The organism is Marinospirillum sp. (assembly GCF_014859565.1).
In genome coordinates, this window is record NZ_JACUUA010000100.1 from 1 (window position 1) to 12,204 (window position 12,204).

The window sequence follows — 12,204 nt, forward strand, 5'->3', positions numbered from 1 at the left end:
TGAATAATCAGCCACTAACTTAGAAAGCGTATTTGGCCTGCAGGCGGAAAGTCATATCACCATCTTTAGTACCAGCTCCACCAGCTGTAGGCGCAATAACAGTGCCATCACCCATAACCATATGAACTTCAGCACCCCATTCCCAGCCAGAAGCTGTTTTATGAATAGCGTTCACCCAGAGTTGCATATAATCATCGCCAGCAGCACCATCATCCATCACTTGCTCTACAACCAAGTTGGTGCGCAGCTGATCGCTCATTTTCATCTGAGCAGAAGCAGAGAACGCACTATAGCGATCTGGGTCAGCTGTGAAAGCTGCTTTTACGCCCATAGTATCACCCAGTGGCAAAGAAGCACTGGCGGTCATGCGAACTTTACCTTCAGATGCTTTAGCATCAGTAGGATCATTAACTTGATACATCTGAGCAGCAGCAAAAATGCCTACACCACCAAAGTTGCCTTTAAAGTTAGCGGTCAGGTCAGGCAGAGGGCTTGCATTAGTAGCGCCAGAAACGACAGCGTTACCACTATTCGTACCACGCTCTTCCAAAGCAACACCAACAGACATGCCGTCGCCCAGATTAATGTTCTTACCCAGCAGGGGGTTACGAGAAGCCCAGGAGGAGGTAATGGCGTTACCATTGGCATCCAGAGTTTCACCCAGACCATTCAGGTTGGCAAAGAAAGACCAAGACTGACCGGCTACCCAGCCGTCATGGAGAATAGCCGCATGGCGAAGTCTCCCACCAACAGTTTGCTCATACATGTAGGTAATGTCACCAGCATTAGTTTTGTTGGTGTAGTTAATACCTAAACGTGAAGAACCAAGATCCATACCGTAGTTCATTTCACCGGCATCAGGCATTTCCCAGTAAGCTTGGGCAGCAACAAAACCACCGATTTGTAGGCGGTGTGCATCAGTATCTACGATGGTTGCAGCGGAAGCAGCAGAAGCGATAGCCAGGGCAAGTGGAAGGGCAACAGTACCAGCAATTTTTGTACGCAGTTTCATAGCGTTTTTACCTTCTTTTATTATTGGTCGAATTCATTTCGTTCAGGTTCAGGGTGCGGCTCCGGCTGTCCTTCACCGCTGTGCAGCAGACTCTCATGCTTTTTTATGCCTTGTCAATGACCTGATCCACACTGACTCGACCAAAGTATTATGATGCTGCAACAGCTTTGTAACCTTGATCTGAGTCATCGAGTCGCTGTGCTATGCCCTGCAACAGCATATAAGTTTGTGAATTGGCTGTATCACCTGCCATGCCACTCTAATTGAGTTTTAAACAGGATATTTTGCTGTTGCACCGCACGCGCGCGCACATCAAATATCCCATCAGTCACTCAGTCCAGAGAGCCTGCGCCAAACGTCCAAGATCAAGCAGTTGCGTTTTAATTTGTTGTTCCAGCTGTTCTTTGATCGACTGCGGCAGATTGGTCTGTTGCTGCAATGCCACATCACCGCTTAAACGTTCTATACCCTGCAGCAATTGTCGGGTTCTTTTTTGATCCTGAGTGTTTTCCGGTTGTACTTGTTGTATCAGCAACTCCAGCCGTACTAATGCCGGGTAACGCTGCAACCAAACAGGGCAGTGCAGTGGCTGGCGTGGGAAACGCAGATGAGCGCAGGCTGCTTGTAACAGTTTGATTGGGTGAGTCGGCGCTGCTGCTGGTCGTTGTGCTTGAGTGTAGAGGGTTTGCATCAACTCCAGAGTGGCTTGCCCCACCCATAGTTCTTGCCATATCTGCCGATAAGAAGCGCGGCGTGCGGCATAACCCAGCTGTTGCACCCGCCAGCTGGCTGCAGGCTCCTGCAATTGGAGTTGTTGCAGGCTTTTATCACGCCAGCTGTCCAGCACAAGAGGGTTAAAAACCTTCAAGAGTTTTTTGATCTGAATACGTGCTTGTCCCAGACACACCGCAGGATTTAGCCGCTGCTGCATCACCAGCAGCGCATGAAGCCTTAACATAGCTCGCTGTGCATGATGCAGCTCTTCTTCTGCTGCGTTAAATGCCCAGTTTTCATGGGCCTGTATCCAGCTGTTTAATTGCTGTACTGCCAGCTGGTTCAGATCCACCGTTGCCTGACCATTATTATTAACAGGGTTATTGTTTTCTGCTGGTCGAGCGCCACGGATTAACCGTAAACCTCGTTCGGCCTTGCTGGCCAATCCAGGGTGCAGTGTCAGTCTGGTTGCCAGAATTTTTGCCAGATCAAACAATGCCTGCGGATCACCTTGTTTTAACTCCAGCTCCAGTTCACTGAGCGAATCTTTTCGTTTTAAGTCTCGGGGGGAGCCATCCGCCAGTGCCACCTCACCAAGATCCGCTGCAATTTCGATTTCTGCCTCTGCACTGCTCCACAGCCAGGTGCGGCGTGTAAAGTGGGTGGTGAACTGGGGTTGCAGTGCTTTGATCAGCACCGGGGTCAATACCTCTTGCGGTAATAACTCCGGCTGCAACGCCGCGTTTTTAACTGGCATTTCCCATTCGCCACGCTGGCTGAGTGCGCCGTGGTTGGTGCCACTGGTTTTTAAGGTTTGTAACCATTCTTTGCCAGTAAAACGCAATCGCAAGGCTGCCCGTGCCTGGTTCAAATCAAAATCGGGGGTATCAAAATAGATATTTTCCAGACGCTGGATCGCTTGTGGCCTGGCGTTCAGCTCCTGCATCAGCGCATCCAGCCGGTTGTGATCATCCGGTTGCAACAGCAGTTTGAGTTCGGTTTCCTTTGCCATAGGTCTTACTTGCCCTTGATGAGTGTCACAGGGAAGTATGCCATAACCTGCGGCGCAACTGATGTTCGGTTTTGTTTGCCGCAAACTCAGGTGGCTTGTGACTCTGCCTGTCGGTGCATTTCTGTCTATCATCATTTTCTTTATTCTGCAGGCTAGATTTGGTTAAACTCAGTGGTGTTAATCACTGAACATTCGTCACTGAATAAGCGAGCCAACCTTGCAGGATTCCAGTCTGGACCAGAATGTACACTGGTTCCGCCATGCATCACCCTATATTAATGCCCACCGGGGGCGCACTTTTGTCATTCATCTGGATGGCGAAGCACTGCGCAGCCCCGGCCTGCGTGAATTGATTGCTGATATTGCGCTGCTTAACTCACTGGGTGTTCGCCTGGTGATCACCTATGGTGCTCGCCCGCAGTTACGTGAGAAGTTGGAGCGCCGTAATCTCTGTTGGCAGGAGCATCAACAGCGGCTGATTGTGGATGCCACCCGCTTGCAGGCTGTTGTTTCCTGTGTCGGTAGCCTGCGAATTGAGCTGGAAGCCCGTCTGTCGATGGGACTGGCCAACTCACCCATGCATGGTGCCGGTTTGCGGGTGATGAGTGGCAATCTGATTACTGCCCGCCCGCTGGGTGTTCGTGAAGGGGTGGACATGCACTTTTCCGGAGAAGTGCGCAAGGTTCAGGTCAAGAGCATTCAGTCACTGCTGGATCAGGGTATGCTGGTATTGTTACCACCACTGGGTTATTCCGCCACCGGCGAAGCCTTTGATCTGAATGCAGAAGAAGTGGCTACTTCCGTCGCGATTCAGCTGGGTGCCGATAAACTCTTGCTGTTCGGAGATGCAGAAGGCTTAAAAGACAGTGAAGGCCAGTTAATCCGTGATTTAACACCCACCGATGCTGAAATGCTGCTGCCGGAGCTAAGTGATCAGCCCATCCTTCAGCGTCACCTCAGAGCTGCCTGCCAGGCCTGCCGCCGGGGTGTAGCACGTACCCATCTGCTGAGTTATCAACGCAATGGTGCCTTGTTGCAGGATCTGTTCACCCGTGATGGGGATGGCACACTGATTACCCAGCAGCGTTATGAAACCCTGCGTCAGGCACGTATCGAGGATGTTGGGGGATTGCTGGCATTATTGGCACCCCTGGAAGAAAGTGGTGTGCTGGTACGTCGCTCACGTGAACGGCTGGAAGCTGAAATTGAACGTTTTATGGTGATTGATCTGGATGGCAGCATCATCGCTTGTGCGGCTCTGTATCCCTATCCTGATCAGCATCAGGCTGAACTGGCTTGTGTTGTGGTTGACCCGGAGTTCCGTCACGGACAGCGCGGTGACCTGCTGCTGGAAAGCATTCAGAAACAGGCTCAAGCCTCCGGCATCCAACAATTGTTTGTGTTAACCACCCACACTGCCCACTGGTTTCTGGAGCGAGGTTTTGTGCCCGCCAGTGTGGAGCAACTGCCAGCTGCACGTCAGGCACTCTACAACTGGCAACGAAATTCCCGTGTTTTCTGTAAAAACCTTTGATTATGCCAGCCTTCCGGTCACCCAACCTGTCACTGCTGCAAATGGTGTTGCTTGGTTTTATGCTGGTGCTGCTACCCTTAGCAGTGTTGGTTTTTCAGGCATTTAACGCGCATCGGGATCTTTCTGCCCAGGCAGGACTAACCGCCAGAGAGGCCGTTTCCTTTACCCGCCGTACGCGCGCGCTGGCAGGATTGGCACTGGATATGGAACGAACCAGCCGCCAGTATCAGGTGGTGCAGAATGCGGATCTGCTGGAGCTGCTACAAAGCCAGCTGCAAGGTTTTCAACAGCTGCTGGCAGAACCTTTTGTGCTGTTTAACCCTCCTGAGGCTCAGGCTGTGCTTGAGCAACTGCTGCAAAACCCTGAGCTAACACCGGACTACATGGAAAGACTGACCGCTCAAACGGATCTGATCAGCCTGCAAAGTCAGCAAATTGTGGATCGCCAACTCAGCCAGTTGCAACAGGAAGTTCTGCGCTTGCAGCAGCAGCTGGCATGGCAGTTTCTGCTGCTGGCTGGCTTGTCTTTTTTACTGGTGCTGTTTTTCACCTGGCGGCTGATGCGTCCATTGGGTTATTTGCAACGCCGTATCCACGCCATTGCCAACCCCAGCACCCGACAAAAAGCCAGACACCTGCATGAGGGTCCATCAGAGCTGGTGGAACTGAATGAGCAACTTAACTGGCTCGAGCAACAACTCAGTGAGATTGAAGAACAAAAACAGCAGTTTCTTCGTCATATATCCCACGAATTAAAAACACCGCTGGCCAGCATACGTGAAGCCAGTGATCTGCTTGATGAAGAAGTACTGGGACAACTGACACCCAAGCAAAAAGAAGTCACTCAGTTGCTGGGGCAGAACAGCCGACGACTGCAACAGTTGATTGAACAACTGCTGGATTACAATCTGCTGCAGGGCAAAAAGCAGATTCGCATCAGCAGCGTCCAGCTGAACAGCCTGCTGCAACAACTACTGGAGCCATGGAAACCCCTGCTGGCGCAACGTAATCAGGCACTGTTGCTGCCTGCATCAACAATCACTCTGTATGCTGATCTCTCACTGCTACGCAGTGCTCTGGATAACCTTATATCCAATGCCATCCATTATGGTGACCCTGAATACCCGATCCAGCTGCGTGCCGGAAGCCAGCCTCCCCGCCACTGGATCGAAGTGGAAAACCACGGCACCCCCATCCCACCCGACGAACAAAAACGGCTGTTTGAACCCTTTTTTCAGGGCAGCTCCCGTCGCAGCGGATCAGTAAAAGGCTCCGGGCTAGGACTATCAATTGCAGCTGAATGCATGAAAGCACAAAACGGTACATTACGACTCAAACCTTCACCGGGAAACACCATCAACTTTCGGCTAGAATGGATTGCTGAACCAACAGGCCGAGAATAAGTGTGTCCAAATACCAACAATTTTTCATCGTTAGCTTACTGTTTACACTGCTGACAGGTTGTGCTGCCTTGCAACAGGATCATGAGTCCGGCAAAACGGACTTTTGCCCCTGCAAGGATCAACAATTACACCTGCAGCAGGGTATCCACAGCCTTGAGCTGGATCTGCAACAGGCCGAAGCCCGTATCCAGTTACTTGAAGCAGAACGTGATTCACTGGCAGCCAAGCTGGAAGCCCTGACTGCCATAGAACGCAGTCTGCATGAACGCAAGCAACGCCAGAGTAATGAGCCATGAAACTGTTACCCGAAGTCCAGCGAAGTGAAAACCCAGCCCGTATCCTGCTGGTGGATGATGATCTAAGCCTGCTGAAGCTTCTGTCTCTGCGGCTTGAAAGTGCCGGTCATGTAGTCACCACAGCAGAAAGTGGTGTCGAAGCCCTGACTCACCTGCAACATGCCTTGCCAGATCTGGTGTTGTCCGACTTGCGTATGGATGGAATGGACGGATTGGCGCTGTTTGAAAAAATCCAGGCTCGCCACCCAGGGTTACCCGTCATCCTGCTCACCGCACACGGCACCATTCCGGATGCAGTGGAAGCGACACGCCGTGGTGTTTCCGGCTTTTTGACCAAACCCATCGACAAACAACAACTCTTTGCCCTGATTGATGAGCTGCAGAAAAACCATCCAACCAACAACCAGTCCAGAGATGCATCCGATTTGTTGACCCGAAGCCCACTGCTGGTGCAGCTGATGGCACGACAGCTGCTCAGTGAAGCGACTGAGCGTCTAGATAGCCTTGCTAATGGTTTTGCGCCGGAAGCACTGGAGTTACTGGCTGCAACTCCCTGGCCGGGCAGTGTGCGCCAGCTACAAGGTGTTGTGGAGCAGTGTGCAGAACTCAGCCAGCAGCCTATGATTTCTGTCGAGCTGGTGAATCGGGTATTACAGGATGACAGCCGTGACCTGCCACCACTGAACGAAGCTCGCGCTGAGTTTGAAAAAGCCTATCTGATCAAGGTATTACGACTGGCAGAAGGCAAGGTCACCGATGCAGCCCGACTGGCTGGACGCAACCGCACAGATTTTTATAAGCTGTTGAATAAACACGCCCTGGAGCCTGCCCGTTTTAAAGAACAGGCTCGCAGAGGCAAAGCAACGGCCTAGTTATGGGGCAGGCTGATCAATGCTGAAAGCGATCAGCACCCGGTTTGAACAGGTGATGGAAACGTGGTGAGCGCATAGAGCTCAGATGTGCCGCCACAGCTTCCTGCGCAAGTGCATTTTTCAGTCCTTCTGCTGTTTCCCATTCAATCAAAGACAGGCGCAGTGGTGATGAACCTTCACCCTGATTCAGTTGTGCCGATACAAATCCAGGTTCTTGTTTCAGCAGTTCAACCAGCTGCACCCACTGATCTTCCAGTACTTTTTTATGCTCTGCCGAGCGCACCACAAAACCCTGACCCATAAGCACTGGTGCCAGAGTGGACTCGGCCAGTTGTGATTCAAAAGCACGATGACCAGGGCCACCTGGACCACCTGCACAACCAGTCAATAAAAGCAGACCCACAGAAATAGCTGCAATTTTTTTATACATGGCAAGACTCCTTTTTAAGCCTGTTTTGAAAACCCAATGAAAGTATAAGTAAACATCCAGTCTATGTATAATGCCGCCAAACATTTATTCAGGCAGGCTTACATTCAAATCGGGCAGAAGATGTCTCTGATCAATCTGGAAAATCTGACCTATTATTACCCTGGACAGAGCCACCCTGCACTGCATCAGGTCAGTTTCAGCATCCATAGCGGTGAATCCATTGGATTGCTTGGTCATAATGGTGCGGGCAAAACAACTCTGATGTCGATTATCTGTGGCCTGCAGCAACCAGGTTCCGGGTACTTAAAAAGACAGGCAAGATTAAAGCTGGGGCTGGTTCCTCAGAGCCTGGCTTTTTATGCCCGTCTTAGCGTTGCTGAAAACCTGCAGCTCTTTGCCAGTCTCTATCAACTGAAAGGCTCAGCCCGAAAAGCACGACTGGACAACATCATTGAGCAGGTTAATCTGGCGCATAAACTGAACTGCCCTGCTGCACAGTTATCCGGCGGTGAACAGCGGCGGCTTAACTTTGCACTGGGCATTCTGCAGCCTGCCGATCTTTACCTGCTGGATGAAGCAACGGTTGGGGTTGATGCTGCATCACGCAGTACCATGCTAACAGTTGTTGAGCAACTGATCCGTGAGGGTGCTGCGATTATTTATACCAGCCACTACCTGGAAGAAATGGAACGAATTGCCAGCCGTATTCTGCTGCTGGACAGTGGCAGGATCTGTCTTGATCTACCCCAGGACGAACTTCGTAAAGGGAATCACCAGTTGCTGCTGGAATGGCCGGATGCTGTACCGCAAGCAATATCAGCAATACTCATTCAACACCCTAATGCCATAGTTCTGCCGCGCAGCGTGAGTTTTTCTCCAGCCAGCTCCAGTGATCTCCTGCAATTACTGACTGTGCTACCCACAGATCAACACCCAAGTAACATCAGTTTTGGCAATCCAAAGCTGGAGCAAATTTATCTGGCAACTTTATCTCGCAACCCAGAGCAGGAATAACGGATGATTCTGAAGGCTTTGCTTATTAAAGAATGGAGGCTGATTAGTCGGGATCTTCATGCAGTTGCAGTGCTGTTTATCATGCCCGCTGCCTTTTTATTGCTGATGTCTGCAGCACTCTCAGAAGTTAATCAGAACCACCCTCCCAGCGTGACATTACAATTGTCTCTGACAGAAGAAAATCTGGACACACAATTTTTTTCCGCAGCCTTGCAGGCCATTCTGGAGGACAGTCAGTTACTGGACTCAAGCCGGACAGATTTGCCAGTCCTGAGTCTTCCGGTTGGTTTTTCTGAGCAGCTGCTGGCAAATAAAATGTCCGCACTGGAGCTTATTTTTCCTGCAACAACTGATCAGATGATCCGACAGCGTATCAGGGGTGCCACGGAGTTGGCTCTGGCTCAGACTCGCCTCCATGCTTTTTTGAGTGATATTGGTGATCTGGATGAAACTCTGCCGCTTGTTACCCGACTTCAGACAGTACAGCAGCAGACTCATGCAGAAATTAACGAACAGGATCGGCTGCCCGATGGTCAGTTAAATCATCAGCCCAGTGCTGTTCAACACAGTGTGCCTGCCTGGCTTATTTTTGGTATGTTTTTTATCATGCTGCCCATGGCAAACAGCTTTTTACAGGAACAACGCAGTGGTGTGCTGCTGAGACTGCAAACTCTGGGATTAAAACTGCCCTTGTTACTCACCAGCAAACTCCTGCCCTATGCTGCCATCAATCTGGTGCAGTTTGTGTTTCTGCTATTGCTGGGTTTGTATTTCTTGCCTCTCCTAGGTTTACCAGCACTGGCTTTTTCCGGCAGCTTACCGGCATGGATACTGCTGGCATTCAGCCTGACACTGGCCACCTGTGGCCTGGGGTTGGCTGTTGCAGGACTGGCCAGAACCGGTGAACAGGCACTGTTGATGAGTGGGGGGCTGAATCTGATCCTGGCTGCCATTGGTGGTATTATGGTGCCCGTCAGTGTGATGCCAACAGCCATGCAGGAGTTTGCCCGTGTATCCCCAATGAACTGGGCACTGGATGCTTTTACCCTGTTGCTGGCTGGGCAAGGCGGTGTTGCTGACATTGCTTGGTGGTGTTTTTATTTGCTGATGTTCGCCCTCTTTTGTGGCGGGCTGGGCTTAGTACTTTTTCGTCGTAGATTGAAGGAAAACCAATGGACAACCACAAACTGAACCAGGAACTCAAACAACTGCTGGTGGTGGAGTGTGACAAGGAAGATGAACTCGAATGGCAAACCATCAGTGATACCGAATCCTTGATGGGAAACTCCAGTCGTGTTGGTATGGACAGCCTGGATGCGCTGCAGATGTCACTGGCCATCCAACAGCGTTACGGCGTTCGTATTGAGGGTGCAACAGCAGCGCGCAAGGCGTTTACATCTATAGATGGCCTTGCTGCTTATATCCGGTCTCAACAAAAATGAAAGGTGTGTACCTGAACCAGCCCTGGCTGGAGTCGGCTCTGGCTGACCGACTGGATTCTGCTGCCAGTCAATTTACCAGTAACATCAAGCCTGATGCCAAAGCCTGCAAAAGTGCTGACGGCTCTCAAAATGCGGGTTATTTCTTTTTTGCTGCCGGTATAAAAACACCTCTTGTTCAACGACTGAATCGTATTGTTAGCAGTTATTTGGCGAGCTGTGGTGGCTCTTTTGACTCTTGCCTGCTTATCCTTGCCAGCACTTCTCAGCAAATTCAGGAAATAGAACAACGAGTTGTTCAGGATGGTGGTTTTAAGTCCACCCATGTTTATAAACTGGATCTGATGGCCAAAATTTTAATGAGTACCTGGGGTTTTGCTTCTTCTTTTGCTTTAAACACCGCTTGCACCAGTGCCGCCAATGCATTGATTTATGGTGCCCGCCTTGTTGAACAGAAGATTTATCGTCAGGTGCTGGTGGTCGCTTATGAAACACCTAGTGAACTGACACTGCAAGGCTTCGGCTCGCTTGGATTGAACAGCCAAAGCGGGCAATATCGTCCTTTTCATCCTGAGCGTGACGGACTAATTCTGGGAGAAGCTTACGCCGCAGTGCTCTTGTCCGATGAGCAGCACAAGTCAACTTGTGCACGACTGCTCGGTGGTGGCAGCGGTTGTGATACCAGCAATATGACTTCTACGCGTGAAGATGGCAGTCATATTTATGGTGTTGCAAAGCATGCATTACAAGAGGCCGGTGTTAAAGCAGAACACATTCAACTGATCAAACATCATGGCACAGGTACAGATAATAACGACCGTGCTGAAGCGGCCGCTACACAGCGGATCTTTCCTGTCTCTAGTCCCGCTAGCTGCTGCCTTAAACCCTGGCTGGGTCATACATTGGGGGCTTGTGGCTTGGCTGAGGTGGTTTTGTTGATGTACTGCATCAGTAACCAGCTGCCCATTCCGGCTTTTGACTATGCTGCTGAAGCCATTTTACACCTGCCAACTTCTGTACCTGATTTGCCAGTGGATGCGTTGGTGATGGCTAACTTTTCTGGTTTTGGTGGTAACAATGCCAGCCTGATTTTGCAGGGGGTTGGGTAATGAGTATTCTTGCCGCCAGCCTATTGAATTGCAGCTCATCAATTACTGATCGGGAAATTAAACAAAAAATCGGTTCGGCTCCGCGCAGAACCGACCGTTTAACTCTTCTTAGCCTGCTGGCAGCCAAGCCTTTAAAACATCTGCTTCATTCCAGTTGTGGTCTTTATGTTGCATCCGTTAACCCGGATGAAAAAAACATGCAGGAGCTTCTGAATGCCGTGTGCATCCAGAAGTTGGCTCCAAAACCTTTTCAATTTGTAAATAGTGTCAGCAATGCAGCCGGATTTTATCTGGCAAAAGAATTACAGCTGGAGGGGCCAAACCTTTTTCTTTGCTCAAATGATAATATCTGGAATAATCTGCTGATGCTGGCCAAGCTGGATCTGGCTTGTACAGTAAAACAGGCGTTGCTGATCAACTGCATTAATCTGGCAGCGCCAAGAATTGAAGTGATTTTACTGGATGCTCCACTCATTGTTTCTGGGTTGACCGATTTTGATCGGTTATGCCAGCAAACACCGAACTTCAGCAGTCAATCAATTTAAAAACCAACCCTTGAGTAAAAAGGACTCTACATATGAAAAATGAAACTCTTGACCGTAACTTTAATGAAGAACCCTTAAGAGGTTTTATACGACTGCGCCTTAAAGCTGTCTTGCTGCTAGTCGTGCTTTCTCTTTTTCTAGGTGGTTGTGCAACGAATCGGGGAGTTTTAGATTTAAATGTTCCTGCGACAAGTAGCGCAGTCAACCCTAACGGCAAGACTGTCTATATTAATTCAGTTAAAGATAACCGTGTGTTCGAGGAGAGACCGGCAACACCTGACGTTCCATCATTAGGGCTTGGTGGCTCAGCAAACTCTTCTGAAAGTCTAAAAAAACGTGCAATTGCAAGAAAGCGCAATAGTTATGGAAAGGCACTTGGTGATATTCTTCTTCCAGAAAACAAAACTGTTGAAACCGTTGTTGCAGATTCGCTTGCTCTTTCACTCTCAGAATTAGGATATACTGTCATTAAAAATAGATCTGATATTACTAATGAAACAGTTATTATTGATGCCTCTATTGGAAAGTTTTGGTCATGGATGAATCCGGGGTTCTGGGCTATAACTCTTACATCAGAAATAGAAACAGATCTATCTGTTTTATCACCTGACTTGGAAAAGAAAGAAATTCAGGTGAGGTCTCAGGGAAATTATCAGGTGGCCAATACGAAGAACTGGAGAGAGATCATGATGCTTAGCTTGGAAAAGTATAAAGAAGAAGTAAAGACTTCATTTTAAAGGGTTAAAATTTTAGATGGCTGGTTCGTGGCCTTTATGTCAGTTGCAATTAATGCTTAATTTTATGCCTTGGCCTTGGTTTTACAG

Annotated in this window: 13 protein-coding genes; 10 read left to right on the forward strand and 3 right to left on the reverse strand. The window is 49.6% G+C overall.

Going from position 1 to position 12,204, the window contains the following annotated elements; genetic code table 11:
* Positions 1–19: 19 nt before the first annotated feature.
* Together IBX50_RS12255 and IBX50_RS12260 are read right to left on the reverse strand one after the other, a co-directional pair.
* Complete coding sequence (locus tag IBX50_RS12255; protein WP_292256237.1) at positions 20–1,012, reverse strand: hypothetical protein; 993 nt, start codon at positions 1,010–1,012, stop codon at positions 20–22.
* Between the two features lie 328 nt (positions 1,013–1,340).
* Positions 1,341–2,738: a CYTH domain-containing protein gene (locus tag IBX50_RS12260; protein WP_292256239.1), complete on the reverse strand. Its 1,398-nt coding sequence runs from the start codon at positions 2,736–2,738 to the stop codon at positions 1,341–1,343.
* Positions 2,739–2,955: 217 nt separating this feature from the next.
* On the opposite strand from IBX50_RS12260, the gene argA reads away from it, so the two are divergent.
* From argA to IBX50_RS12280, 4 genes are all read left to right on the forward strand, one after another.
* Positions 2,956–4,272, forward strand: coding sequence for an amino-acid N-acetyltransferase (argA, locus tag IBX50_RS12265; RefSeq protein WP_292256241.1), 1,317 nt, complete (start codon positions 2,956–2,958; stop codon positions 4,270–4,272).
* Between the two features lie 2 nt (positions 4,273–4,274).
* Positions 4,275–5,675, forward strand: coding sequence for a HAMP domain-containing sensor histidine kinase (locus tag IBX50_RS12270; protein ID WP_292256243.1), 1,401 nt, complete (start codon positions 4,275–4,277; stop codon positions 5,673–5,675).
* 68 nt (positions 5,676–5,743) lie between these two features.
* Positions 5,744–5,971, forward strand: coding sequence for a hypothetical protein (locus IBX50_RS12275; protein ID WP_292256244.1), 228 nt, complete (start codon positions 5,744–5,746; stop codon positions 5,969–5,971).
* Positions 5,968–6,843 (forward strand): response regulator, encoded by an 876-nt coding sequence (locus IBX50_RS12280; protein ID WP_292256245.1) that lies wholly within the window; start codon positions 5,968–5,970, stop codon positions 6,841–6,843. The genes IBX50_RS12275 and IBX50_RS12280 overlap by 4 nt, the downstream gene beginning before the upstream one ends.
* A gap of 16 nt (positions 6,844–6,859) precedes the next feature.
* Here IBX50_RS12280 and IBX50_RS12285 read toward each other — a convergent pair whose 3' ends face one another.
* Positions 6,860–7,273: an antibiotic biosynthesis monooxygenase gene (locus tag IBX50_RS12285; RefSeq protein WP_292256246.1), complete on the reverse strand. Its 414-nt coding sequence runs from the start codon at positions 7,271–7,273 to the stop codon at positions 6,860–6,862.
* Between the two features lie 120 nt (positions 7,274–7,393).
* Here IBX50_RS12285 and IBX50_RS12290 point away from each other — a divergent pair, with 120 nt between their 5' ends.
* The 6 genes from IBX50_RS12290 to IBX50_RS12315 are packed head-to-tail and all read left to right on the forward strand — an operon-like array spanning position 7,394 to position 12,117.
* Positions 7,394–8,287 (forward strand): ABC transporter ATP-binding protein, encoded by an 894-nt coding sequence (locus IBX50_RS12290; RefSeq protein WP_292256248.1) that lies wholly within the window; start codon positions 7,394–7,396, stop codon positions 8,285–8,287.
* A 3-nt stretch (positions 8,288–8,290) separates the two neighbouring features.
* Positions 8,291–9,478, forward strand: a complete 1,188-nt coding sequence (locus IBX50_RS12295) for an ABC transporter permease (RefSeq protein WP_292256250.1) — start codon at positions 8,291–8,293, stop codon at positions 9,476–9,478.
* Positions 9,460–9,729, forward strand: a complete 270-nt coding sequence (locus IBX50_RS12300) for a phosphopantetheine-binding protein (protein ID WP_292256253.1) — start codon at positions 9,460–9,462, stop codon at positions 9,727–9,729. Before IBX50_RS12295 ends, IBX50_RS12300 begins: the two co-directional genes overlap by 19 nt.
* Positions 9,726–10,835, forward strand: a complete 1,110-nt coding sequence (locus IBX50_RS12305; RefSeq protein ID WP_292256256.1) for a beta-ketoacyl synthase N-terminal-like domain-containing protein — start codon at positions 9,726–9,728, stop codon at positions 10,833–10,835. The genes IBX50_RS12300 and IBX50_RS12305 overlap by 4 nt, the downstream gene beginning before the upstream one ends.
* Entirely contained in the window at positions 10,835–11,380 is a 546-nt protein-coding gene (locus tag IBX50_RS12310) for a hypothetical protein (RefSeq protein ID WP_292256257.1), read from the forward strand. The genes IBX50_RS12305 and IBX50_RS12310 overlap by 1 nt, the downstream gene beginning before the upstream one ends.
* Positions 11,381–11,412: 32 nt before the next feature.
* Positions 11,413–12,117 carry a hypothetical protein gene (locus tag IBX50_RS12315; protein ID WP_292256258.1) on the forward strand — a complete coding sequence of 235 codons (705 nt, stop codon included), beginning with the start codon at positions 11,413–11,415 and terminating at the stop codon, positions 12,115–12,117.
* The last annotated feature ends 87 nt before the right edge of the window (positions 12,118–12,204 follow it).

Coding starts and splice junctions, on each gene's coding strand:
- IBX50_RS12315 (WP_292256258.1), top strand. CDS start 11,413: ATGAAAAATGAAACTCTTGACCGTAACTTTAATGAAGAACCCTTAAGA.
- IBX50_RS12310 (WP_292256257.1), top strand. CDS start 10,835: ATGAGTATTCTTGCCGCCAGCCTATTGAATTGCAGCTCATCAATTACT.
- IBX50_RS12300 (WP_292256253.1), top strand. CDS start 9,460: ATGGACAACCACAAACTGAACCAGGAACTCAAACAACTGCTGGTGGTG.
- IBX50_RS12270 (WP_292256243.1), top strand. CDS start 4,275: ATGCCAGCCTTCCGGTCACCCAACCTGTCACTGCTGCAAATGGTGTTG.
- IBX50_RS12260 (WP_292256239.1), bottom strand. CDS start 2,738: ATGGCAAAGGAAACCGAACTCAAACTGCTGTTGCAACCGGATGATCAC.
- IBX50_RS12280 (WP_292256245.1), top strand. CDS start 5,968: ATGAAACTGTTACCCGAAGTCCAGCGAAGTGAAAACCCAGCCCGTATC.
- IBX50_RS12295 (WP_292256250.1), top strand. CDS start 8,291: ATGATTCTGAAGGCTTTGCTTATTAAAGAATGGAGGCTGATTAGTCGG.
- IBX50_RS12285 (WP_292256246.1), bottom strand. CDS start 7,273: ATGTATAAAAAAATTGCAGCTATTTCTGTGGGTCTGCTTTTATTGACT.
- IBX50_RS12305 (WP_292256256.1), top strand. CDS start 9,726: ATGAAAGGTGTGTACCTGAACCAGCCCTGGCTGGAGTCGGCTCTGGCT.
- IBX50_RS12255 (WP_292256237.1), bottom strand. CDS start 1,012: ATGAAACTGCGTACAAAAATTGCTGGTACTGTTGCCCTTCCACTTGCC.
- IBX50_RS12290 (WP_292256248.1), top strand. CDS start 7,394: ATGTCTCTGATCAATCTGGAAAATCTGACCTATTATTACCCTGGACAG.